We start from the raw sequence: 22,246 nt of genomic DNA on the forward strand, positions 1-22,246 counted from the left end.
AGTTCGAAATACGAACAAATCGGGCCAAGGACGGCCCGGTGCGGCGTGCCTTCGGAGGAAGTCCGGCGCGCTGTCCGACGCTCGCGTGGCGCGACGCGGATTCCCTCAGGAAGAGCCATGGTCAACAAGATTTTCGATTCCCTGCAGTCGGCGGTGGCCGACATCCACGACGGCGCGACGGTGATGATCGGCGGCTTCGGCACGGCCGGCATGCCGTCCGAGCTGATCGACGCGCTCATCGCGCACGGCGCGCGCGATCTGACGATCGTCAACAACAATGCCGGCAACGGCGAGACGGGCCTGGCGGCGCTGCTGAAGGCCGGGCGGGTGCGCAAGATCATCTGCTCGTTCCCGCGCCAGGCCGATTCGCAGGTGTTCGACGCGCTCTACCGCGCCGGCGAGATCGAGCTGGAGCTGGTGCCGCAAGGCAACCTGGCCGAGCGGATCCGCGCGGCGGGCGCCGGCATCGGCGGTTTCTTCACGCGCACCGGCTACGGCACGCGGCTGGCCGAGGGCAAGGAGACGCGCGAGATCGACGGCAAGCAGTATGTGCTCGAGACGCCGATCCACGCCGATTTCGCGCTGATCAAGGCCTTCAAGGGCGATCGCTGGGGCAACCTGGTGTATCGCAAGACGGCGCGCAACTTCGGGCCGGTGATGGCCAGCGCGGCGAAGACCACCATCGTGCAGGTCTCGCAGGTGGTCGACCTGGGCGGGCTCGATCCCGAACACATCGTGACGCCGGGCATCTTCGTGCAACGCGTCGTCGAAGTGCCGCAAGCCGTGCATGCGGCCGAACTCGGCGCGCAAGCCGCCTGAACCCGGAGGACACCACCATGAAACGACTGACCCGCGATGAGATGGCGCAACGCGTCGCCCAGGACATCCCCGAAGGCGCCTACGTGAACCTCGGCATCGGCGTGCCGACCCTGGTGGCCAACCACCTCGGCGCCGACAAGGAAATCTTCCTGCACAGCGAGAACGGCGTGCTCGGCATGGGCCCGGCGCCCGAGGCCGGCCATGAGGACGACGAACTGATCAACGCCGGCAAGCAGCACGTCACGCTGCTGACCGGCGGCGCGTTCTTCCACCACGCCGATTCCTTCGCGATGATGCGCGGCGGCCATCTCGACTACTGCGTGCTCGGCGCCTTCCAGGTGTCGGCCAGGGGCGACCTGGCCAACTGGCACACCGGCGCGCCCGACGCGATCCCCGCCGTGGGCGGCGCGATGGACCTGGCGATCGGCGCCAAGCAGGTGTTCGTGATGATGGAGCACCTGACCAAGCAGGGCGAGAGCAAGGTGGTGGCCGAATGCTCGTATCCCGTCACCGGGATCGGCTGCGTGACGCGCATCTATACCGATCTCGCCGTGCTCGACGTGACGGCCGAAGGCCTCGCCGTGCGCGAGATCTTCACCGACCTGTCGTTCGACGAACTGCAGGCGCTGACGGGCGTGCCGCTCGTCGACGCCACCGAACGCGCGGCCGCGTAAGCGCCGCTGTTTTCAAGCATTCCCGTTCTTCCAGGCGCCTGCCTGCCGATGGCCCCGCGCGACACGCCGCTTGCCGCGTCGCGCGGGGCCATTCGCCGTGCGCGCAAGGCGGCGCGCTTCGGTGGACAATAGGCGCTCCCGGCCCTTCCCGACCTGCTGACCATTCCATGTTCGAAGACAGTGCCCGACTGACCTCCCTGATCGGCGGCGATGCCACGCTGGCGCGCATCTGGTCGCCCGCCGCCACCCTGCAGCGGATGCTCGACGTCGAGGCCGCGCTGACGCGCGCGCTGGCCGCCCACGGCGTGATTCCCGCCGCGGCGGTGGCGCCGATCGTGGCGGCCTGCCGTGCCGAGCAGCTCGACGCCGAGGCGCTGGCGCGCGACGCGGCGCTCGGCGGCAATCTCGCGATCCCACTCGTCAAGCAGTTGACCGCGCGCGTCAAGGACGACGATGCCGAGGCGGCCAAGTTCGTCCACTGGGGCGCCACCAGCCAGGACATCATCGACAGCGGCCTGGTGCTGCAGTTGCGCGACAGCTTCGATGCGATCGAGCCGCTGCTCGATGCCGTGTGCAGCTCGCTGGCCGCGCTGGCCCGCGCGCATCGCGACACGCCGATGATCGGCCGCACCTGGCTGCAGCAGGCACTGCCGATCACGCTCGGCCTGAAGTTCGCGCAATGGCTCGATACCCTGGGCCGCCATCGCCGGCGGCTCGCCGCGCTGCGCGGCGAGGTGCTGGTGCTGCAGTTCGGCGGCGCGGCCGGCACCCTGGCCAGCCTGCGCGAGGCCGCGCCGAAGGTGGCCGCCTCGCTGGCCGAGGATTTGCAATTGACGCTGCCCGAGGTGCCCTGGCACACGCAGCGCGATCGCATCGCCGAAACCGCTTCGTTTCTCGCGATGGTGATCGGCACGCTCGGCAAGATCGCGCGCGATATCTCGCTGCAGATGCAGACCGAGATCGGCGAACTGGCCGAGCCGGCCGCGGCCGGCAAGGGTGGTTCCTCGACCATGCCGCACAAGCGCAACCCGGTCGGCTGCGCGGCCGTGCTGAGCGCCGCCGTGCGCGCGCCGGGCCTGCTCGCCACGGTATTCGCGGGGATGGTGCAGGAGCACGAACGCGCGCTCGGCGGCTGGCAGGCCGAATGGGAGGCGCTGCCCGAGCTGGCGCGCCTGGCCGGCGGCGCGCTGGCCCAGGTGGCGCAGATCGTCGGCGGCCTGCAGGTCGATACCGCGCGGCTGGCCGCCAATCTCGACGCCACGCGCGGCCTGGTGCTCGGCGAGGCCGTGATGCTCGCGCTCGGCGACCGGATCGGCCGGCTCGACGCGCATCACCTGGTCGAGCAGGCCTCGAAGGAAGCGGTACGCTCGAACCGAACCCTGCATGACGTGCTGGCCGCCGATCCCGTCGTCTCCGCGCAGCTCGCGCCCGAGGCGCTGGCGCGGCTGCTCGATCCCGCTCATTACGTCGGCGAGGCCGGTGCCTTCGTCGATGCCGTGCTCGCGCGTCACGCGAGCGGCAATTAAGGAGAACTAGTGATGCCTTTTGCTTCTGTCAACGGCGTGAAGCTGCATTACCGAATCGATCGTGCCGCGAACGCCGAGGCACCGTGGCTGGTGTTTTCGAATTCGCTCGGCGCGGACCTGTCGATGTGGGCCGCGCAAGTCGATGCGCTGGGCGCGCATTTCAACCTGCTGCGCTACGACACGCGCGGCCACGGCCACTCGGAAGCGCCGGCCGGCGCCTACACGATCGACCAGCTCGCCGGCGACGTGATCGGCCTGCTCGACCACCTGGGGATCGAGCGCGCCCATTTCTGCGGCATCTCGATGGGCGGCCTGACCGGCGCCGCATTGGCCGCGCGTCATCCGCGGCGTATCGGGCGCGCGGTGCTGGCCAACACGGCGGCCAAGATCGGCTCGCCCGAGGTATGGGAGCCGCGCGCGGCGAAGGCGCGCGACGAAGGTATGCGCGCGCTGGTCGACGCGGTGCTGCAGCGCTGGTTCAAGAAGGAATTCTTCGCGGCCGAACCGCGTTTGGTCGACGTGGTGCGCGACACCTTCGTGCATAACGACAAGCAGGGTTATGCCGCCAACTGCGACGCGCTGAACGCAGCCGACCTGCGCGAGGAAGTGAAGGGCATCGCGCTGCCGGTGCTGGTGGTGACGGGCGCGCACGACATGTCGACGCCGCCCGCGCTGGGCCGCGAGCTGGCTGCCGCGATTCCGGGCGCGAAGCACGTCGAGTTCGACGCCGCGCATATCTCCAACATCGAATGCGCCGAAGGTTTCAACCGCGCGCTGATCGAATTCCTGACCGCCTGACGGAGCCGCAAGATGGACGAGAAACAACGCTACGAAGACGGCCTGGGCGTGCGCCGCGCCGTGCTCGGCGAGGCCCATGTCGATCGCTCGCTGGCCAATCGCAACGAGCTGACCACCGAGTTCCAGGACCTGATCACGCGTTATGCCTGGGGCGAGATCTGGACCCGCGAGGGCCTGCCGCGTCACACGCGCAGCCTGCTGACGATCTCGATGATGGTGGCCCTCAATCGCGGCGAGGAACTGGCGCTGCATCTGCGCGCGGCCAAGAACAACGGCGTGACGCGCGACGAGATCAAGGAAGTGCTGATGCAGACCGCGATCTATTGCGGCGTGCCGGCGGCGAATTCGGCCTTCCACCTGGCCGACCGGATCTTCAAGGAAGAGGACGCGGGCGGCGCCGCCTGAGCGGCTCGCCCGCCAGGGCGAGGCAGGCGCCGGCGAGACGGCGCCGTTGCTCGAACGACATGAAAACGGGGCGGCACTTGCCGCCCCGTTTTCATTCCTCGGCGTCGTGGATCTTGGCGAACTGGCGCAGATAGGCACGCAGCGCCGACTCGACACAGCGGCGATCGGCCGAGGTGGCCGCGCGCATCGTGTGCTCGTCGCCGAACAGGGTGCGCGGCGCGATATAGGTGCCCACCTCGCTGTGCTCGCGCAGCACGCGGATGTGATGCGTGTTCGGATGATATTCGGCCCGCCAGTGCAGGCCTTCGATGCGGTCGCCGGCTTTCATGGTGTGCTTCATCGGACCCTCCTGCCCGGGCGGGCGCGCCGTCGACGCGCCGGCGTCCGGGACCGACCAGCCTACGCCTGCACGCGGCGGCCGACAACCGGAAATGCCGCGCGCCGGCATGCCGGATTCGGGGTCAGGCGGCCAGCAGCCGGGCGAACAGCGGATAGAGCGAAGCCACCAGCAGGATCGCCATGGTCACGTTGAACATGCGCAGCCGCCGCGGATTCGACAGGAAGCCGCGCATGCCCTGGCCGAACGCGGCCCACACGCCGATGCAGGGAAAGCCCACCAGGATGAACACCAGCGCCATGCCGATCGCGTTGGTGCCGTAGCTGGCCGAGAGCTGGACCGTGGTGGCGGCGGTCAGCACCATCATCCAGGCCTTCGGGTTGACGAGCTGGAACAGCGCGGCCTCGACGAAGGTCATCGGGCGCGACTTGCCCTTGTTGGCATTCACCTGGCCCGAGGTGCCGATCTTCCAGGCCAGGTAGAGCAGGTAGGCGATGCTGGCGACCTCGAGCACCGTGTAGAGCACGGGCAGTTGCGCGAAGGCCTCGCCCAGGCCGAAACCCACCGCCACCATCATGATCGCCACCCCCGTGCTGATGCCGACCATGTGCGGCAACGTGCGACGGAAGCCGAAATTGACGCCGGATGCCAGCAGCATGGTGTTGTTCGGGCCTGGCGTGATCGACGTCACGAGTGCGAACAGCATGCCGGCCGGCAGCGCGCTCAGGGTGATGATGTTCATGGGTGCCTCTCGAGACCGGGAATGGGAAACAGTCGGGGAAGAGGCAGTGTAGCGACAGTTATCTGTACAGTACCGATACAGTTTGGCTGGATGGCAGCGATACGGCGCGGCTGGCTGGATGGCGATGTGTGCCGAGGCTTGCCTGATGGAGCCTGGTCTGGCGGCGATCTCGCGATGCTGTCCGGAGCGTCATGTCCACATGACTGACTAGCAAGACCGCCAGTTTTCTCGTTCGTTTATCTGAGATTCAGCTATTCTTGAAATATCTGGAATGCAGATATATCGCGCATATCTGGATTTCAGATAAACTCAAAAAATCTGGAATCAGGATATTTTTCTCCATGGCCTTGATCCTCTCGCCCCAGAAGCTGATGTCGGCCCTGCAACTCGGGCAGTTGCTGAAGAGCGCCCGCAAGCGGCGCAAGCTCACGCAAGCGCAAGTGGGGACGCGCCTGGGCCTGAGCCAGAACCGCATCTCCCATCTCGAACAGCATCCCGAGGAATTGAGCTTCCGGCAACTGCTGGGCTGGTGCGCTGTCGTGGGACTGGAACTGCGGCTCGGCGAGCCCGATCATTCGCCGCCCGGCGACGAACTGGAGTGGTGAGATGGGGCGCCGCTCGCACAGTCAGACACTTGCCCTCTGGGCCAATGGCGAACCGGTCGGACGCTGGACCGTCACGGCGCGCGGCGAGATGGAACTGCGCTATGACGACGCCTGGTTTCGCTCCCCCCGGGGGCGGCCGCTCTCCCTGTCGCTGCCTTTCACGGTCGGCAACGCGGCGATACGCGGCCCCGCCGTCTCCCATTACTTCGAAGGCCTGCTGCCCGACAGCGACACGATTCGCAAACGCGTCGCCGCCCGCTTCCGGACCGGCTCCACCGACGCGTTCGATCTTCTGCGTGTGATCGGGCGTGATTGTGTCGGCGCATTGCAACTGCTGCCCGAGGGCGAGACGCCACACGGTATCGATCGCATCGACGGCATCGCGCTGGACGAGGAGGCGATCGAGCGGCATCTGCTGGAAATGGTCACGCCCGATCGCTTCGCGGGCGCGCGCGATCCCGACGACGATTTCCGGATCTCGCTGGCCGGCGCGCAGGAAAAGGACGCCTTCCTGTGGTGGAACGGTCGATGGATGAAGCCGCGCGGCGCCACGCCTACCACGCATATCTTCAAGCTGCCGCTGGGTTTGATCGGCGGCCGGCGTGCCGATTTCAGCACCTCGGTGGACAACGAGTGGCTGTGCCTGCGCCTGTTCAAGGCCTATGGCCTGCCGACCGCCAACGCAAGCGTCGCCGCTTTCGGCACCCAGCGCGTGCTGGTGGTCGAACGTTTCGATCGCATCGTCTCGACGAGCGGTTCGCGCCTGCTTCGCCTGGTCCAGGAGGATTTCTGCCAAGCCACCGCCACGTCACCGCTGCTCAAATACGAAAACGAAGGCGGGCCGGGCCTGAAGGCCTTGTTCGAGCTCGTCCATCAATCGCGCGAGGCCGAGCGCGACCTGCGCACCCTGATGGCGACACAGATTCTGTTCTGGCTGCTGCGTGCGCCCGACGGTCATGCCAAGAATTTCAGCATCCAGTTGCAAGGCGGCGATGCGGGAGGGTTTCGTCTCACTCCGATCTACGACGTGATGTCCGCCTATCCGGTGATGGGCGACGGGCCGAATCAATGGGCCGCGCGGGACATCAAGCTGGCGATGGCGCTGCTCGGCAGGAACCGCCACTATCAGGTGCATACCATTCGACGCCGGCATTTCAACAGCACGGCGCGCAAGCTCGGTTATGGCGACGACGCCGAGCCGCTGATCCAGGAACTGATCGCACGCACGCCGGCGGCCATCGAGCAGGTAGCGGCCGAACTGCCGGACGGATTTTCGCAACGCGTGGCCGATACGGTACTGGGCGGCTTGCTGAGTGCCGCGCGGGAGCTCGAGCGAATGACGCCGGATTGAGGTTCGCCGCATGCGATCGTCGGTGGCGACGAAGGCGGTTCAGCGGTGCTCGCGCGATCGCGCGCTGCTATCGCCCGCGCGCTGCCTTGCGTCCCCTGGCTTCCGCCGTCGCCAGTTCACGCGCATCCAGCACGTAATCGCGCGAGCCGGCCAGCCGCTCGACGCCGAGGTCGATGAAGGCGCGCACTCGCGACGGCTGCGCCGTGCGACTGCCGTAATAGAGGTAGACGCTCATGTGATCGGCCGCATGTCGAGAGAGCAGCGGCACCAGCCGCCCGGCACGGATCAGCGGCGCCGCCGACAGGCCCGACAACAGCCCGATCACCTGCCCCGACAGGACCGCCTCGGTTTCCAGTTGCGCATCGTTGGTCGACAGCATCGGCGGCAGCTCATGCCGGATCACCTCGTCGCCCACCCGCAGCAGCCAGGGAAGCACGCGACCGCTGCCGGGATGGCGGAACACGCTGCAGCGATGCGAGGCGAGCTGCTCGATCGAAGCCGGCGCGCCGTGCGCGGCCAGGTAGGCCGGTGCCGCGCAGACGATCAGTTGCAGGGCGAACAGGCGGCGCGCGGTGAGCTCGTCCTCCAGCGTGGTGCCGATGCGGAAGCCGACATCGATGCGATCCCGCACCCAGTTGCCGATGCGATCGTCGAGCGTCACGTCGGGCTGGATCCCGGGATGGCGCCGGCAGAATTCGTCGACCAGCGGCCAGAGCACCGGCAGAAACGAGTATTTCGGCGCGACGATGCGCAGCGGCCCGGCGATCTCGTCCTTCGCGATGCGCGCGCGGTCGATGGCGCGCGCCAGCGCCGCCAGCGCGGGCTGCGTGGTTTCGAGGAACTGCTGGCCTTCGTGGGTGAGCGCGAGGCTGCGGGTGGTGCGATGCAGCAGGCGCACGCCGAGCCGTTTCTCGAGCGCGGCCAGCGCCTGGCTTGCGGCTTGCGGGCTGATGCCCTGCGCGGCCGCGGCGCGTCGGATGCTACCCAGCTCGATGGCCTTGATGAAGATCTCGATCGCGCGGACGTCGCTGACGGACATGGGGCACCCCGGAAAAAAGGAGCAGGCAGTATCAACCTGAACTTGCCAATGGAGCAAGCGGTGGAAGGCTACTGGATTGATGGTCGCCTGCTTAGAATGGGCCCGGTCTCATTCACCATCACCGGGAGGATTCCATGAGCGAGAACATCGACGGCAAGGTCGTCGTCATCACCGGCGCCAGCAGCGGCCTGGGCCTGGCGGCCGCGCGCCACCTCGCCGCGCGGGGCGCGCGCGTGGTGCTCGGCGCGCGGCGCATCGAGCGCCTGCAGCAACTGGTCGAGGAATTGAGCGGGCAGGGCGCGCGTGCGCTGGCCTTCGCGGCCGACGTGACCGTGCGCGAACAGGTCGAGCGGCTCGTTGACGGCGCGGTGCAGGGCTTCGGCCGCATCGACGTGATGATCAACAACGCGGGGCTGATGTCGCTCGCGCCGCTGGAGCGCCTGAAGGTCGACGAATGGGATCGCATGATCGACGTGAACCTGAAGGGCGTGTTGTACGGCGTCGCGGCGGCGCTGCCGCACATGCAGCGCCAGATGTCGGGGCAGGTGATCAACGTGTCCTCGGTGGCGGGTCACAAGCTGATGCTCAACGGCGCCGTCTACAGCGCCACCAAGCACGCGGTCGGGGCCCTGTCCGAAGGCCTGAGGCAGGAGATCAAGCCCTGGAACATCCGCACCACGGTGATCTCGCCGGGTGCCGTGGACACCGAGCTGCCGGGCGGCGTGAGCGAGCCGGATATCGCGCGCGGCCTGGGCGACTTCTACGCGGCCAACGCGATTTCCGCCGACTCCTTCGCGCGCGCGGTGGCCTTCGCCATCGCCCAGCCCGAGGACATGGACGTCAACGAGATCCTGTTCCGGCCGACCCGGCAATTGCCCTGAGGCACGGCGATGCGGCTTCGACATCGACGAATCGAGCCGCATCGCGATCACCGAAACAACTCGCGCAATTGAATACGAATATGCGCAATGCGAATCCTTATTCGCAATAAACATTCCAGATAATAAATCTCCATATCGAAAAGACTGCGTGCTAAGCTCGCTCCGCCATATGCCGAGCCGCCTCGACAGCAAGCGAATTCGAGATTCATTTCAACTCGCGGCCGGCTCGAAATGACTATTCAAAAAAATACAAGAAAAAGCCTTTTCGGCTTTCATTGAAGCCCTCTCGCGGATGGTGCAGGCGGATGCCCGGCCTGGGATGTCGGCGTGAAAACGATGGAATTTTTCGACGGAAAACCCGCGTTTTCAAATACGGAGAGATTCATATGTTGAAGCTTCGTCACGTCAGCTTGACGCTCATTGCCACCGCGGTCACTTCGCTGGCCGCCTGCGGCGGCGACGACGGCGCCTCGCCCGGCGGCCTCGCGCTCGCGCAGAGCTCGGTGGTCGGCGCCAAGGCCAGCACCTTCGCCACCTCGAATACGCCCGACTTCGGCCCGAACGTGGTCGTGTTCGACCCGAGCATGTCGAGCGCCTCGATCCAGTCGCAACTCGACAATGCCTTCAATTCGCAATTGCGCAGCCCCACCGCGCAATTCGGGTCGCAACGCTATGCATTCCTGTTCAAGCCGGGCAGCTATAACAACATCAATGCCAATGTCGGTTTTTATACGGCGATCGCCGGGCTCGGCAAGAATCCCGACGACACGGCCATCAGCGGCAGCGTGAATGTCGACAGCGGCTGGAATTACGGCGATCAATCGAATGCGACGCAGAATTTCTGGCGCTCGGTGGAGAATCTCGCGGTGTCGCCCAACGGCGGCACCGATCGCTGGGCGGTCTCGCAGGCCGCGCCGATGCGGCGGGTCCATATCCGGGGCAACCTGACGCTCGGACCGTCGAACCAGGGCGACGGGCAGGGTTATGCCAGCGGCGGCTACATCGCCGACAGCAAGATCGACGGCACCGTGTCCTCGGGTTCGCAGCAGCAGTGGTACACGCGCGACAGCACCATCGGCAACTGGGTCAACGGCGTCTGGAACATGGTGTTCTCCGGCGTGCAGGGCGCGCCCGCGCAATCGTTCCCGGCCACCTGGAACGCGGCGCCGCCCTACACCACGCTCGGCACCACGCCGGTCTCGCGCGAGAAGCCGTACCTCTACATCGACAGCGCCGGCAACTACAACGTGTTCGTGCCCGCGCTGCGCAACAACGCCAGCGGCATCACCTGGGCCTCGGGCGCGACGCCGGGCAGCTCGATCCCGATGAGCCAGTTCTACGTCGCGCGTCCGTCCGATACGGCCGCGACCCTCAACGCCGCCCTGCAGCAAGGCCTCAACCTGTTCTTCACGCCCGGCACCTACCACCTGAGCCAGCCGATCGCGATCACGCGCGCCGACACGGTGGTGCTCGGCATCGGCTTCCCGACGCTGACGCCCGACAACGGCGTGAACGCGATGACGGTGGCGGACGTCAACGGCGTGAAGATCTCCGGCCTGCTGTTCGATGCCGGCACCGTGAACAGCAACGCGCTGCTGACGGTCGGCACCGCCGGCTCCTCGGCCAGCCACGCGGGCGATCCGGTCAGCGTGCAGGACGTGTACTTCCGCATCGGGGGGGCGGTGTCCGGCAAGGCCACCAACAGCCTGGTGGTGAACGCCAACGACACGCTGATCGACCATATCTGGGCCTGGCGCGCGGACCACGGCTCGGCGCCGACCGGCTGGACCGTCAACACCGCCGATACCGGCGTGGTGGTGAACGGCGCGAACGTGCTGGCCACCGGCCTGTTCGTCGAGCACTACCAGAAGTACAACGTGCAGTGGAACGGCCAGAACGGCAGGACCATCTTCTTCCAGAACGAGCTGCCCTACGACGTGCCGAACCAGTCCGCCTGGATCAGCCCGGCAGGCAACGGCTACGCGGCCTACAAGGTGGCCGCCGGCGTGACCAGCCACGAGACCTGGGGGATGGGCAGCTACTGCTTCTTCAACGTCAATCCCTCGGTGAATGCGCTGCACGGCTTCGAGGTGCCGCAAACGGCCGGCGTGAAGCTGCATGACACCTTCACGGTATCGCTCGGCGGGGTGGGCACCATCACGCACATCGTCAACAACACCGGCGCGCAGGCAGCCGGCGTGTCGACGATTCCGGTGAACCTGGTCAGCTATCCGTGACGATCGCGATGCGATGAAGCGTCGACGTCGTGCCGGGGCGCGCTTCTCCGCGTGTCCCGGCACGATCGCGAGGTGGCCGGGACATCTCGGGATCGTGTGCAGATTTGTCGTCGGCCGCCTGCCGAATCGGGATCGATTGTGTAGTCCTTCTGATTTTCTTGTCGCGTCTGTGCGCGGCGAACCGATGAGCGTCGCGAGTGGCTAGACTGCGATGCGTTTCGCCATCGCCCGTCGCGAACCAGCGGATGGCGTCATGGCTTGTTCCTCCCCCCGAGCCCTGATATCGGAGCCGCTCCCCATGAAAATCGCCCTCGGCTTGTTCGGTGCCGCGCTTGCCCTGGTCGCCGCCTCGGCCCTGCAAGCCTGCGGCGGCGATTCCTCCGCCGCGCCCTCGCCGTCGATCGACGCGGCGGCGAAGCCGGCCGCGCTCGCCTCGCGCTGGCAACCGATCGCCTCCGACACCTGGCAATGGCAATTGCGGGGCAAGCTCAATCGCGGCTACGCCGTCGCGATCTACGACATCGACCTGTTCGACAACAGCGCGCAGACGATCGCCGATCTGCACCAGGCGGGCCGCAAGGTGGTCTGCTATTTCTCGGCCGGCAGCTCGGAAGACTGGCGCCCGGATTTCGGCCAGTTCGCCTCCGCCGACAAGGGCAAGGTGGTCAAGCGCTCGCCGGACAGCGACTGGGAAGGCGAGAACTGGCTCGACACGCGCTCGGCCAATGTCCGCGCGATCATGACGGCGCGTCTGGATCGCGCCGTCGCCAAGGGCTGCGACGGTGTCGAGCCCGACAACGTCGACGCCTACGCGAACGATTCCGGCTTTCCGCTCACGCCCGCCGACCAGGCCGATTTCAACCGCTTCATCGCCGCCGAGGCGCACCGGCGCAATCTCGCGGTGGGCCTGAAGAACGACGTCGACCAGGTCGCGCTGCTGGCGCCGTCCTTCGATTTCGCCGTCAACGAGGAATGTCACGAACAGGGCGAATGCGACAAGTACGGCCCGTTCACCTCGGCCAACAAGCCGGTCCTGAACGCGGAGTACGAGGCCAGCTACCGGACTTCGGCCGGGCAGCGCGCGCTTTGCGCCGACGCGCGCGCCCGCAAGCTGCGGACCCTGGTGCTGAGCATGGACCTGGACGACAGCTACCGCTTCAGTTGCGATTGATCGGGAATCGAGGGAGCCGGCATGCCGGCCCCCAAAAAAATCCTGATACCTCCATCAGCTCCCTTCTGCCAAACGAAATACTGCCATCGCATCGCCTGCCCAGAATCCACTGCGTTCACCGGCCTGGTCCGGACATTCAAAACAGCGGAAGGGGGAAGCATGCGGAAAACGACACTCGCGCGCCTGCTGGGCGGGCTGGTCCTGGTCGCCACGCTCGGCGCCTGCGGCGGCAATTCTGACAGCGGCGCCGGCACCGGCAGCAGCTCGGCGGCGGCCGGCGGCTCGACCACGCCGGTGCAGACCAGCAGCCAGCACGCGCTGCTGATCCAGCTCGACGGCGCGACCTATGCCGCGCTGGCGGCCGGCATCGCCAACGGTTCGCTGCCGAACCTCGCCAAGCTGCATGTGGCGCCGGCCTATAGCGGCGGCCTCAACGGCACGCTCTCGCAGCAGCCGAACCTCGATACGCCGAGCTGGGCCACGCTGCTGACGGGCACCTGGGCCAATCGCCACCAGGTGCTGTCCGATGCGCCGAACCAGGCGCTGCAGGCGCCCACCCTGTTCGACGCGCTGAAGACGGCCAAGGCCGGCAAGCTCGGCGCGGCCGTCGATTCGGCGGGCCTGGCCTCGCTGCTCGGCATCGACCGCAATGCCGGCAATCTCGACACGCTCTCCAACTGCGCCTCGGTGGACAGTTGCGTGACGCAGCAGGGCATCTCGATGATCGACCAGGGTTATGCGCTGGTGGTCGCGCAATACCATTCGGCGCAGGATGCCGCGCTGAACTACGGGCTCGGTGCCTCCGCCTATGCGAGCACGCTGCAGCAGCTCGATGCCGCGGTCGGCACGCTGGCCGCCGAGACCGCCAGGCGCAGCGGCGAGAACTGGCTGATCCTGGTCACCGGCAGCCACGGGCTCAACGCGGCGGGCGGCGCCGACGGCCTGCCGCTGCTGCCGGAATCCACCACCTTCGTCGCGATGAACCAGGCCGACAACGGCCGGCTCGGCAGCGCCGCGCAGCCGGCCTCGCTGGCCGACCTGCATGCGCGCGCCAGCATCGCCGACCTCGCGCCCACCGTGCTGGCCCAGCTCGGCGCGCTGCCGGCCGCCTCCGTCTACGAGCTCGACGGCGGCGAGTTGATCGGCGCGCAGCCGGTCTCGCAACTGACGAGCGCGAGCCCCGACAGCCGCAGCCTGGTGCTGTCCTGGACGGCGCCCGCCAGCGGCGCGATCACCGTGCTGCGCGCCGGCCAGCAGATCGCCACGCTGCCGGCCGGTACCAGCAGCTACACCGACAGCCAGCTCGGCCTGAGCGCGGCCGGCACCTACAGCTTCGACTACGTGGTGACGGCCGGCAACGCGCCGCTCGGCACCATCGCGCGGATCGCCTACGTGCCGCCGCCGCCGCCGCCCCCGCCGCTGGCCACCACGCTGAAGAACAACCTGGTGTCCTACTACCCGTTCGGCGCGCTGCCGGCGGCCGACGCGCTGAACGCCAGCACCCTGGGCCCGTTCGCGTCGGACGCGGACGGCGGCTCGCTGGCGGCCGATCCGTTCGGCTCGCAGGGGCTGCAGGTCAACACGCAGACCGTCGACACCAACGGCTTCGACGGCTACAAGCTGGTGCAGAACGCCGACATCACCGCCCAGTCGCAGTTCACGATCGGCATGTGGGTGAAGACGCCGTGCAGCGACGTGGTGGGCTTCGGCACCCCGGTGTTCGCCAACAAGAACTGGCAGACCGGCAAGAACCCCGGCATCGCGATCGGCCTGTTCCCGCAGGTGTCGGGCGCGCCCTCGGGCAGCTGCAACATCCAGTTCAACGCGGGCGACGGCACCAACCGCAACGACCTGAAGACCATGAGCGTGAGCGGCAACCAATGGGCCTACGCGGCCTTCGTGATCGACACGGCGGCCAAGACCATGACGGCCTATACCTTCGATCCGGTGCTCGGCGAGCAGAAGCAGAGCACGCCGCTCACGGTTGCGCCGTCGGCGCTCACGGGCCTCAACAACAAGACCTTCGGCATCAACGAGGACGGCACCGGCCAGTACCACATGCTGGCCTGCGGCAAGCCCGCCAGTTCCTATCCCGGCGGCTACACGGTCAATGGCTGCACCACGGTCAAGCCGAACCTCGAGGGCTTCTCGGACCTCGCGATCTGGAATCGCGTGCTCACCGAGAGCGAGCTGCAATCGATCGCGGGCTCGGGCAAGCCGCTGTCCACCATCCTCCACTGACGGAACGCCGACATGAACGCGAATTTCCCGGGCCGCCGCGGCGCCCATCTCGTGCGCGCGCTGCTGGCCGCCTGCGCCCTGAGCGTGTTGCTGGCCGCTTGCGGCGGCGACTCCTCGGACGGCGCCGCGCCGGCCCCCACCAAGGCCGATGCCGCGCCGGCCGGCTCCGGCGGCGCCAGCGCGCCGGTGCCGATCGTGGTGATGCCGGGCGCCGGGCCGTGCCCGGCCTCGGGGACGACCGCGCTGCCGTCGCCCTCGCTGAATGCCCAGCTGCGCTGCGCGCCGTGACGCGCGCCTTCCCGCGACGAACCCAGATCCGATCATGACCCTCATCGACCGCCGCTCCTTCCTCCGTGCCGCCGCCGCCGGCACGGCCTTCTCGATGTTCCCGCCGGCGATCCGCCGCGCGCTGGCGATTCCGGCCAACAACCAGACCGGCACGATCAACGACGTCCAGCACGTCGTGATCTTCATGCAGGAAAACCGTTCCTTCGACCATTACTTCGGCAGCATGGCCGGCGTGCGCGGCTTCGGCGATCGCTTCACGATCCCGCAGCCGGGCGGCGCCACGGTCTGGCAGCAGAGCGACGGCGTGCGCCCGGTGCTGCCGTTCTACCTCGACAGCACCAAGGGCAACGCGCTGCTGGTGGGCGGCGCGCATTCGTGGTCCGACGCGCATTCCGCCTGGGACGGCGGGCGCATGACCGCCTGGCCCGCCTCCAAGGGCGATGCCTCGATGGGCTACCTGCAGCAGGGCGACCTGCCGTTCCACTTCGCGCTGGCCAACGCCTTCACGATCTGCGACGCCTATCACTGCTCGCTGCACGGCGGCACCAACTCGAACCGCATCTTCCAGTGGACCGGCACCAACGGCCCGACCGGCTCGAACACGGCGGTGGTCAACAACAACGGCTGGGACGATTTCGGCCCGTCGGCCACGGGCCTGTCGTGGACCACCTATCCAGAGCGCCTGCAGGCGGCCGGGGTGAGCTGGAAGGTCTACCAGAACCAGCCCGACAACTACACCGACAACCCGCTGGCCGGCTTCGCCACCTTCCGCAAGGTCAACGAGACCCTGGCGGGTTCGCCGGACGCGCCCTACACGCCGGCCATGGAAGCGCTCTCGCCGCTCTACAAGGGGATCGGCAACACCATGCCCGACGGCGGCTTCCTGCAGGCGCTGGCCGACGACATCGCGGCCAACCGCATGCCGCAGGTGAGCTGGATCGTGTCGCCGCAAGCCTATTGCGAGCACCCGGGCGTGTCGACGCCGGGGCAGGGCGCCTACTACCTGCAACTGCTGCTCGATACGCTGACCGCGAACCCGGATGTCTGGAGCAAGACGGTGCTGCTCGTGAACTACGACGAGAACGACTGCTTCTTCGACCACATGCCGCCGCCGAACGCGCCCACGCGCAATGCCGACGGCAGCTACGCGGGCAACTCCACCGTCACCACGCAGTACGAATACTTCACGGTGCCGAACCCGACCGGCGATTCCTCGCCGCTCAAGCCCGATGGCCTGTCGTATGGCGCGGGGCCGCGCGTGCCGATGTTCGTGGTGTCGCCGTGGAGCGCGGGCGGCTGGGTCAACTCGCAGGTGTTCGACCATACCTCGGTGCTGCGCTTCCTCGAGCAGCGCTTCGGCGTGCAGGAGTCGAACATCAGCCCGTGGCGCCGCACGGTGTTCGGCGACCTGACCTCGGCCTTCAATTTCCGCAACCCGAACGCGGCCGCGACCACCGCGCGCTCGGCGCCCACCAAGGCCGCCGCCGATGCGCAATCGACCCAGCAGAGCCACGCGGGCGCGGTGCCGGTGCCGTCGGTCAGCGCGCAGACGATGCCCACGCAACAATCGGGCACGCGCGGCTCGCGTGCGCTGCCCTACGAGCTGCACACCAGCGCCAACGCCGACGTGGCGGGCGGCAAGCTGTGGCTGTCGTTCAGCAATACCGGCTCGGCCGGCGCGGTGTTCCATGTCTACGACAAGCTGCACCTGGATCGCGTGCCGCGTCGTTATACGGTGGAGGCCGGCAAGCAGTTGTCGGATTCCTGGAACGCGGTGGCCGACGACGCGGGCAGCTACGACCTCTGGGTGCTCGGGCCGAACGGCTTCCTGCGCGAGTTCAAGGGCAACGTGAGCGCGGCCGCCAACGGCCCGGCTCCCGAGGTGCGCGTCTGCTACGACCCGACCAACAACGCGGTCTACCTCACCATCATGAACGTCGGCAAGACGGCCAGCCAGGTGACGGTGAGCTCGAACGCCTATCGCAGCGACGGTCCGTGGAGCTACGCGGTGCCGGCCGGCATGCAGGTCGAGCCGTACTGGACGCTGGATGCCTCGAGCAGTTGGTACGACTTCACGCTGAGCGCCGAGAACGGCCTGTCGCGGCGCTTCGCCGGCCGCGTCGAGACCGGCCGCGACGGCATCAGCGATCCGGCAATGGGCGTGCTCGGCTGAGCCGGGCGGCGGCCGCCGGCTCGCGCTCTTCGGTGCGCGAGCCGGCGCGCGGCTCGAGATTGGCCATGAAGGCCGAGATCAGCCGCGTGCCGCCGCGCGCGTCGAGGTAGTAGAGGTACTCGTGCATCGGCGGCATCTCGTCGACCAGCGGGATCGCGCACAGCTCGGGATCGCTGCCCACCTCGCCGCGCGGCATCAGGGTGCAGCCCATGTCGTGCCGCACCGCCTCGCGCACCGCCTCGCGGCTGCCCAGCTCGATCACGCTGGCGGGCAGTTCGATGCCGGCCAGCCGCAGCACGTCTTCCATCATCGAGCGCGTGCGCGAGCCCGGTTCGCGCAGCAGCAGCGCTTCGCCGGCCAGCGCCGCGAGCGGGATGGCCTCGCGCGTGGCGAACGGATGGGACGGGTGCACCACCACCACCAGCGGATCGTTGGCGATGGTGTGCCGCACGAAACGCGGATCGTCGTCGCGCTGCGAGGAGACGGCGATATCGACGCGAAAATCCACCAGCGCGTCGAGCACCTGCTGCGAGTTGCCGATCTCGATGCTGATCTTCACGGCCGGATACTGGCGCCGGAATGCCGCGATCGCGGGCAGGATGTAGAACGGGCCGGTGGTGCCGACGCGCAGGTTGCCGGTGCGCAGCTCGCGCTCGTTGCGCAGCGCGAAGTCGATGTCGTTCTCGATTTGCATCATCTGGCCGACCAGCGGCATCAGCGAGGCGCCCGCGTCGCTGAGGTCGAGCCGGTTGCCGCGCCGATGGAACAGCTCGACCCCGTAATGGCGCTCGAGCTGCTGGATCCGCGAGGTGATGGTGGGCTGGCTCATGTCGAGCCGCCTGGCCGCGGCGGTCACGCTGCCCTGGCGGGCGGTTTCGTAGAAGGCGGCGAGAAGCAGGGGGAGCATGGCGGGAGGCGCGCGCGGGCGACAGGCGGAAGGAGCGGGCAGTGTGTGGCGGCCGCATGTCGGCTTGATGGCAGGGCGGCGCACGGGTTTGCCGGGAATACCTGCGCCGATTCGATAATGCGAACGAGAACGATGAGATTGATTTTTCAATATCCCGCCATGAATAGCATCCGATGTTTTTAAAATCCCGGAATGGCAGGCGGGGGAATCGTATTGAAATGCGTTGACCGCCATGTTGGCCGGGAATAATCTGATTCCGGTTCCGTCATTGCGGACGCCATTTCGAATCCAGGTATGACCGCGTGGCGGTTCTTTCGTCGTTTTCAAGCTCGGGAGACCACGATGTCGAAGCTCGGAAAAATCGTCTTGATCGCGCTGGCCAGCGGCTTGCTGATTGGCGGCAATGCCGCGAACGCAGCGGCAAAGGCATTCTGCTATTACCACCACAACTGCCCGGACGACGGCAAGCTGCCGAAGAACGGGCCGCCGGAGCAATACACCAAGCAGCAATGCAAGAACGGCGGCGGCAAGAGTTGGGGCGACGATCCCAAGAGTTGCGAGAACGTCAACAAGTGAAATGCGGGCGGCGCCGAATCGATGTCGTCGCGGTTCGGCGTCGGGCGTGAGTTTGATTTTCACATCCGGCATGTCTGTAATTGTTGAATTAATAAATATGTTCAGTGAGTGACGGGAAGGCGAAAAGATAATCGTCGCGGCCCGGGAGCGGCCACGACATGGGCTTCCCTCTCGGAAAGTCGTTCGACATGCCGCCGCGCTTTGCCGATAATTCACGCGGCCCGGGCGCGCCATGAAGGCGCCCCCGCTTCGACCGATACGACCGACCCGAGAATCATGCTGAAACGAAGCCTGTGCGCGCTGCTGTGGGCGATCTGCGCGATCGGCCATGCGCTGGCCGCCGAACCCGCCGTCGACCTCGCCACCGCCGGCAAGACCGTCTCCTTCACGCGCGCCGCGCTGCTGGCGCGCGCCGACGCGGCCGATATCGAGGTGGCGCGCGACGTCTCCTACGGCAAGCCGATGCGCTATCGCGCGGTGCCGCTGGCCGACCTGCTGGCGGGCGCGACGCTGCCGGCCGGGGAGGTACTCGAGACGCGCGCCGCCGATGGCTTCGCCGCGCAGTTGCCGATGGACCTGGTGCTCAACCGCGATCCGTCGCGCGCCGTGGCGTGGCTGGCGATCGAGGAGCCGGCGCGGCCCTGGCCGAAGCTGCCGGGCAAGGCGGTGGGCGCCGGGCCGTTCTACCTGGTCTGGGTCGGCAGGCAGGCCGCCTCGGTGCGCAGCGAGCAGTGGCCCTACCAGGTCACGCACCTGGCCCTGCAGCCCTCGCCGGCGGCGCGCTGGCCCGCGCTCGCGGTCGATGCCGCGCTGCCGGCCACCGATCCCGTGCGCGCCGGCCAGACCTTGTTCATCACGCAGTGCCTGGCTTGCCATCGCCTGAACGGCGCGGGCAGCTCGAACATGGGCCCCGACCTCAACCTGCCGATGAACCCGACCGAATACTTCCAGCCGGCCGCCCTGCATCGCTATATCCGCAACCCGGCTTCAGTGCGCGATTGGCCGGGTCGCGCGATGCCGGCTTTCTCGGCGGCGCAGCTCAGCGATCGCGAGATCGACCTGGTGGTGACTTACCTGGCGTACATGGCAGGGCGCAAGCACCCGGCATCGGCTGCCAGGTAACCGGCCGCGGGCTCGATACAATGCAGGGCGTCGCGGGCTCGCCATCCAGCGCGAGCCGGCCGCCGACGCGTGATCCACACCGGGAGCCTGCCAGATGCCTTTCAACTACCTGCGCGGCTTCACCACGCCGCAACGCAGCGACGCCGCCAATCGCCGCCTGGGACGCACGCTCGCCTTCGTCGCCGGGGCCGCCAATGCCGGCGGCTTCCTGGCGGTGGGCCAATACACCTCGCACATGTCGGGCATCGTCTCCTCGCTGGCCGACAACTTCGCGCTCGGCCACCTGGATCTGGTGGCCGCCGGCCTGGGTTCGCTGCTGTCCTTCCTGGCCGGCGCGGCCAGCTCGGCGATGCTGATCAACTGGGGCCGCCGCCGGCAGTTGCGCAGCCGCTACGCGATCCCGCTGCTGCTCGAGGCATCGCTGCTGCTGGCGTTCGGCCTGCTCGGCGCCAACCTCGAAATCCATCGCCTGCTGTTCGTGCCGGTCACGGTCTGCCTGCTCTGCTACGTGATGGGCCTGCAGAACGCGATGATCACCAAGATCTCCAAGGCCGAGATTCGCACCACGCATGTCACCGGCCTGGTGACCGACATCGGCATCGAACTCGGCAAGCTGCTGTACTGGAATGCCGGGGGCGATCCGGAAGAGCGCGTGCGCGCCGATCGCCAGAAGATCGTGCTGCTCGGCACCTTGTTCCTGTCCTTCCTGTCCGGCGGCGTGGTGGGCGCGCTCGGCTTCGGCCATCTCGGCTTCATCGCCACCGTGCCGCTCGCGCTGGTGGTGTTCGCGCTCGCGTTTGTCCCGGTTTTCGACGACATGCTGACGCGCCGTATTTGATCGCCTCATTCCGAATTCTTATTGATATCGATTCGGGCCGCGGACCATACCATTCCCGCATTGCGGGCAGCAGGGAAATGGTATTTGATTCGAATGCCTCTCGCGTTTTGCCGAGTCATCGCCGACACCCCAAGAAAAGTGAATAACGCGTCACGTGTCGCGACGATGAGTTTGCTGTGCCGAGCCCCCGTGCCGCTTCGCCGAAGCGGCCTGGTTTGCAACGCGCCCGATGCCAGGCATCGGACATTCGAACAGGAATACTGAATGAAAACGCCCCGCAAGTCCGCCATCGGACGTCTCCGTCGAGCTGCCATCCTTGCCTCCGCCGCATTCGCCATGTTCGCCGCCTCGGGCGCCGATGCGCAGGCGGCCTTGTCGATGCTGCACGCGAGTGGACGGCAGATCGTCGATACCAGCGGCAAGACGGTCCAGTTGAAGGGTTTCAATCTCGGCGGCTGGTTCGTGATGGAAGGCTACATGTCGCCGATGGATGCCGGCAGCCTGACCGATACCTACAGCGTGATGAAGCAGCTCGACGCCGCCTACGGCGTGACCGAGGAACGCGCGCTGATGAAGGCCTACCAGGACACCTGGATCCAGGCCCAGGATTTCGCCAATATCAAGGCCGCCGGTTTCAACGTGGTGCGCGTGCCCTTGTGGTGGGGGCAGTTCTTCGATCTCGACAATCCGACCATTCCGGGCTGGCGCAGCGATGCCTTCGTCGAGCTCGACCAGCTGGTGGCCAACGCGGCGGCCAACGGCATCTACGTGATCTTCGACATGCACGGCGTGATCGGCGGCCAGGGCACCGACGTGGATACCGGCCAGGGCAATCGCAATGCGTTCTGGAGCAATACCGAGTTCCAGTCGGATACGGCCTGGCTGTGGTGGCAGATCGCGAATCACTTCAAGGGCAATACCACCGTGGCCGGCTATGACCTGATCAACGAGCCGACCGGCGCGCCGAACAACAACGCCGTGTGGAGCGCCTATTCGCGCTTCTACAACAGCATCCGCAGCATCGATCCCGATCACATGATCTTCATCGAAGGCACCTGGGGCAACTGGAACTGGGACATGCTGCCGCCGCCCTCGCAATACGGCTGGACCAACGTGGTCTACGAGATGCACGAGTACCAGTGGGGGGCGAACGGCAACGCCTCGGTGATCAAGAACGGCGCCGACAACCAGGCGCGCGATTTCGCCAATCACGCTTCCTGGAACGTGCCGGGTTACGTCGGCGAGTTCAATGCCTTCTCGACCGACCCGAGCGTCTGGCAGTACTGCATCACGGCCTACAACAACGCCGGGCTGAGCTGGACGCAATGGGCCTACAAGGCCGTCAACGGCACCGCGCCGAACTACTGGGGCTGGTACGACCCGACCTTCTGGCCGGCGCGCCCGAACGTGTCTACCGATTCGGCTTCCGAGATCGAGCGCAAGTGGCGGCTGTGGTCGACCAGCGCGACCTTCGCGAAGAACTCGGCGCTCAATATCAAGCCTTCGTATTGATGGC

The 22,246-nt window shown here is 67.2% G+C and carries 21 protein-coding genes; 17 read left to right on the plus strand and 4 right to left on the minus strand.

Annotated features, from left to right (window positions below; genetic code table 11):
• Positions 1-117 precede the first annotated feature (117 nt).
• From F3J18_RS00170 to pcaC, 5 genes are all read left to right on the plus strand, one after another.
• Positions 118-819: a 3-oxoacid CoA-transferase subunit A gene (locus F3J18_RS00170; RefSeq protein ID WP_025100778.1), complete on the plus strand. Its 702-nt coding sequence runs from the start codon at positions 118-120 to the stop codon at positions 817-819.
• A gap of 17 nt (positions 820-836) precedes the next feature.
• Positions 837-1,493, plus strand: coding sequence for a 3-oxoacid CoA-transferase subunit B (locus F3J18_RS00175; RefSeq protein WP_166910600.1), 657 nt, complete (start codon positions 837-839; stop codon positions 1,491-1,493).
• A 167-nt stretch (positions 1,494-1,660) separates the two neighbouring features.
• Positions 1,661-3,019, plus strand: a complete 1,359-nt coding sequence (locus F3J18_RS00180; RefSeq protein WP_166910602.1) for a 3-carboxy-cis,cis-muconate cycloisomerase — start codon at positions 1,661-1,663, stop codon at positions 3,017-3,019.
• 12 nt (positions 3,020-3,031) lie between these two features.
• Positions 3,032-3,817, plus strand: coding sequence for a 3-oxoadipate enol-lactonase (gene pcaD, locus F3J18_RS00185; RefSeq protein WP_025100780.1), 786 nt, complete (start codon positions 3,032-3,034; stop codon positions 3,815-3,817).
• Between the two features lie 12 nt (positions 3,818-3,829).
• Positions 3,830-4,222, plus strand: a complete 393-nt coding sequence (pcaC, locus tag F3J18_RS00190; protein WP_025100781.1) for a 4-carboxymuconolactone decarboxylase — start codon at positions 3,830-3,832, stop codon at positions 4,220-4,222.
• 91 nt (positions 4,223-4,313) lie between these two features.
• On the opposite strand, the gene F3J18_RS00195 is transcribed toward pcaC, so the two are convergent.
• Together F3J18_RS00195 and F3J18_RS00200 are read right to left on the minus strand one after the other, a co-directional pair.
• Positions 4,314-4,562: a hypothetical protein gene (locus F3J18_RS00195; protein WP_013688940.1), complete on the minus strand. Its 249-nt coding sequence runs from the start codon at positions 4,560-4,562 to the stop codon at positions 4,314-4,316.
• A 121-nt stretch (positions 4,563-4,683) separates the two neighbouring features.
• Entirely contained in the window at positions 4,684-5,301 is a 618-nt protein-coding gene (locus F3J18_RS00200) for a LysE family translocator (protein WP_025100782.1), read from the minus strand.
• A 341-nt stretch (positions 5,302-5,642) separates the two neighbouring features.
• Here F3J18_RS00200 and F3J18_RS00205 point away from each other — a divergent pair, with 341 nt between their 5' ends.
• Both F3J18_RS00205 and F3J18_RS00210 read left to right on the plus strand, forming a co-directional pair.
• On the plus strand, positions 5,643-5,906 hold the full coding sequence (locus F3J18_RS00205) for a helix-turn-helix domain-containing protein (RefSeq protein WP_013688942.1): 264 nt from the start codon (positions 5,643-5,645) through the stop codon (positions 5,904-5,906).
• A gap of 1 nt (position 5,907) precedes the next feature.
• Positions 5,908-7,257, plus strand: a complete 1,350-nt coding sequence (locus F3J18_RS00210; protein ID WP_166910604.1) for a type II toxin-antitoxin system HipA family toxin — start codon at positions 5,908-5,910, stop codon at positions 7,255-7,257.
• A gap of 67 nt (positions 7,258-7,324) precedes the next feature.
• Here F3J18_RS00210 and F3J18_RS00215 read toward each other — a convergent pair whose 3' ends face one another.
• Positions 7,325-8,296 (minus strand): LysR family transcriptional regulator, encoded by a 972-nt coding sequence (locus F3J18_RS00215; RefSeq protein ID WP_025100785.1) that lies wholly within the window; start codon positions 8,294-8,296, stop codon positions 7,325-7,327.
• Positions 8,297-8,430: 134 nt separating this feature from the next.
• On the opposite strand from F3J18_RS00215, the gene F3J18_RS00220 reads away from it, so the two are divergent.
• The 6 genes from F3J18_RS00220 to F3J18_RS00245 all read left to right on the plus strand — a co-directional run bounded on the left by F3J18_RS00220 (position 8,431) and on the right by F3J18_RS00245 (position 17,287).
• Complete coding sequence (locus F3J18_RS00220) at positions 8,431-9,177, plus strand: SDR family oxidoreductase (RefSeq protein ID WP_046581083.1); 747 nt, start codon at positions 8,431-8,433, stop codon at positions 9,175-9,177.
• A 386-nt stretch (positions 9,178-9,563) separates the two neighbouring features.
• Entirely contained in the window at positions 9,564-11,414 is a 1,851-nt protein-coding gene (locus F3J18_RS00225; RefSeq protein WP_025100787.1) for a hypothetical protein, read from the plus strand.
• A 298-nt stretch (positions 11,415-11,712) separates the two neighbouring features.
• Entirely contained in the window at positions 11,713-12,585 is an 873-nt protein-coding gene (locus F3J18_RS00230; RefSeq protein WP_166910606.1) for an endo alpha-1,4 polygalactosaminidase, read from the plus strand.
• 159 nt (positions 12,586-12,744) lie between these two features.
• Positions 12,745-14,826, plus strand: a complete 2,082-nt coding sequence (locus tag F3J18_RS00235; protein WP_166910608.1) for a LamG domain-containing protein — start codon at positions 12,745-12,747, stop codon at positions 14,824-14,826.
• Positions 14,827-14,838: 12 nt separating this feature from the next.
• Positions 14,839-15,114, plus strand: a complete 276-nt coding sequence (locus tag F3J18_RS00240) for a hypothetical protein (protein ID WP_036054952.1) — start codon at positions 14,839-14,841, stop codon at positions 15,112-15,114.
• A 34-nt stretch (positions 15,115-15,148) separates the two neighbouring features.
• A complete protein-coding gene (locus F3J18_RS00245) occupies positions 15,149-17,287 on the plus strand; it encodes a phospholipase C, phosphocholine-specific (RefSeq protein ID WP_166910610.1) in 2,139 nt (712 codons plus the stop codon).
• Here the strand turns inward: F3J18_RS00245 and F3J18_RS00250 are convergent.
• Complete coding sequence (locus tag F3J18_RS00250) at positions 17,256-18,194, minus strand: LysR substrate-binding domain-containing protein (RefSeq protein WP_025101772.1); 939 nt, start codon at positions 18,192-18,194, stop codon at positions 17,256-17,258. The two genes, F3J18_RS00245 and F3J18_RS00250, sit on opposite strands and share 32 nt — an antisense overlap.
• A 342-nt stretch (positions 18,195-18,536) precedes the next feature.
• On the opposite strand from F3J18_RS00250, the gene F3J18_RS00255 reads away from it, so the two are divergent.
• The 4 genes from F3J18_RS00255 (at position 18,537) to F3J18_RS00270 (ending at position 22,242) form a co-directional block, all read left to right on the plus strand.
• Positions 18,537-18,770: a hypothetical protein gene (locus tag F3J18_RS00255; protein WP_025101773.1), complete on the plus strand. Its 234-nt coding sequence runs from the start codon at positions 18,537-18,539 to the stop codon at positions 18,768-18,770.
• Positions 18,771-19,046: 276 nt separating this feature from the next.
• Positions 19,047-19,892 (plus strand): cytochrome c, encoded by an 846-nt coding sequence (locus F3J18_RS00260; protein WP_025101774.1) that lies wholly within the window; start codon positions 19,047-19,049, stop codon positions 19,890-19,892.
• A 94-nt stretch (positions 19,893-19,986) separates the two neighbouring features.
• Positions 19,987-20,730 carry a YoaK family protein gene (locus F3J18_RS00265; RefSeq protein WP_166910612.1) on the plus strand — a complete coding sequence of 248 codons (744 nt, stop codon included), beginning with the start codon at positions 19,987-19,989 and terminating at the stop codon, positions 20,728-20,730.
• Positions 20,731-21,066: 336 nt separating this feature from the next.
• Entirely contained in the window at positions 21,067-22,242 is a 1,176-nt protein-coding gene (locus F3J18_RS00270) for a cellulase family glycosylhydrolase (protein ID WP_226285292.1), read from the plus strand.
• The last annotated feature ends 4 nt before the right edge of the window (positions 22,243-22,246 follow it).

It is taken from the genome of Burkholderia sp. Ax-1720 (assembly GCF_011753035.1).
GTDB classification, from domain to species: domain Bacteria; phylum Pseudomonadota; class Gammaproteobacteria; order Burkholderiales; family Burkholderiaceae; genus Burkholderia; species Burkholderia gladioli.

What these genes read in the sequence shown, in the direction of transcription:
- F3J18_RS00235 (WP_166910608.1), top strand. Translation starts at nt 12,745, where the DNA reads ATGCGGAAAACGACACTCGCGCGCCTGCTGGGCGGGCTGGTCCTGGTC.
- F3J18_RS00180 (WP_166910602.1), top strand. Translation starts at nt 1,661, where the DNA reads ATGTTCGAAGACAGTGCCCGACTGACCTCCCTGATCGGCGGCGATGCC.
- F3J18_RS00265 (WP_166910612.1), top strand. Translation starts at nt 19,987, where the DNA reads ATGCCTTTCAACTACCTGCGCGGCTTCACCACGCCGCAACGCAGCGAC.
- F3J18_RS00270 (WP_226285292.1), top strand. Translation starts at nt 21,067, where the DNA reads ATGTTCGCCGCCTCGGGCGCCGATGCGCAGGCGGCCTTGTCGATGCTG.
- F3J18_RS00205 (WP_013688942.1), top strand. Translation starts at nt 5,643, where the DNA reads ATGGCCTTGATCCTCTCGCCCCAGAAGCTGATGTCGGCCCTGCAACTC.
- F3J18_RS00245 (WP_166910610.1), top strand. Translation starts at nt 15,149, where the DNA reads ATGACCCTCATCGACCGCCGCTCCTTCCTCCGTGCCGCCGCCGCCGGC.
- F3J18_RS00200 (WP_025100782.1), bottom strand. Translation starts at nt 5,301, where the DNA reads ATGAACATCATCACCCTGAGCGCGCTGCCGGCCGGCATGCTGTTCGCA.
- F3J18_RS00255 (WP_025101773.1), top strand. Translation starts at nt 18,537, where the DNA reads ATGTCGAAGCTCGGAAAAATCGTCTTGATCGCGCTGGCCAGCGGCTTG.
- F3J18_RS00225 (WP_025100787.1), top strand. Translation starts at nt 9,564, where the DNA reads ATGTTGAAGCTTCGTCACGTCAGCTTGACGCTCATTGCCACCGCGGTC.
- F3J18_RS00240 (WP_036054952.1), top strand. Translation starts at nt 14,839, where the DNA reads ATGAACGCGAATTTCCCGGGCCGCCGCGGCGCCCATCTCGTGCGCGCG.
- F3J18_RS00195 (WP_013688940.1), bottom strand. Translation starts at nt 4,562, where the DNA reads ATGAAGCACACCATGAAAGCCGGCGACCGCATCGAAGGCCTGCACTGG.
- pcaD (WP_025100780.1), top strand. Translation starts at nt 3,032, where the DNA reads ATGCCTTTTGCTTCTGTCAACGGCGTGAAGCTGCATTACCGAATCGAT.
- F3J18_RS00215 (WP_025100785.1), bottom strand. Translation starts at nt 8,296, where the DNA reads ATGTCCGTCAGCGACGTCCGCGCGATCGAGATCTTCATCAAGGCCATC.
- F3J18_RS00230 (WP_166910606.1), top strand. Translation starts at nt 11,713, where the DNA reads ATGAAAATCGCCCTCGGCTTGTTCGGTGCCGCGCTTGCCCTGGTCGCC.
- F3J18_RS00210 (WP_166910604.1), top strand. Translation starts at nt 5,908, where the DNA reads ATGGGGCGCCGCTCGCACAGTCAGACACTTGCCCTCTGGGCCAATGGC.
- F3J18_RS00175 (WP_166910600.1), top strand. Translation starts at nt 837, where the DNA reads ATGAAACGACTGACCCGCGATGAGATGGCGCAACGCGTCGCCCAGGAC.
- pcaC (WP_025100781.1), top strand. Translation starts at nt 3,830, where the DNA reads ATGGACGAGAAACAACGCTACGAAGACGGCCTGGGCGTGCGCCGCGCC.
- F3J18_RS00250 (WP_025101772.1), bottom strand. Translation starts at nt 18,194, where the DNA reads ATGCTCCCCCTGCTTCTCGCCGCCTTCTACGAAACCGCCCGCCAGGGC.
- F3J18_RS00260 (WP_025101774.1), top strand. Translation starts at nt 19,047, where the DNA reads ATGCTGAAACGAAGCCTGTGCGCGCTGCTGTGGGCGATCTGCGCGATC.
- F3J18_RS00220 (WP_046581083.1), top strand. Translation starts at nt 8,431, where the DNA reads ATGAGCGAGAACATCGACGGCAAGGTCGTCGTCATCACCGGCGCCAGC.
- F3J18_RS00170 (WP_025100778.1), top strand. Translation starts at nt 118, where the DNA reads ATGGTCAACAAGATTTTCGATTCCCTGCAGTCGGCGGTGGCCGACATC.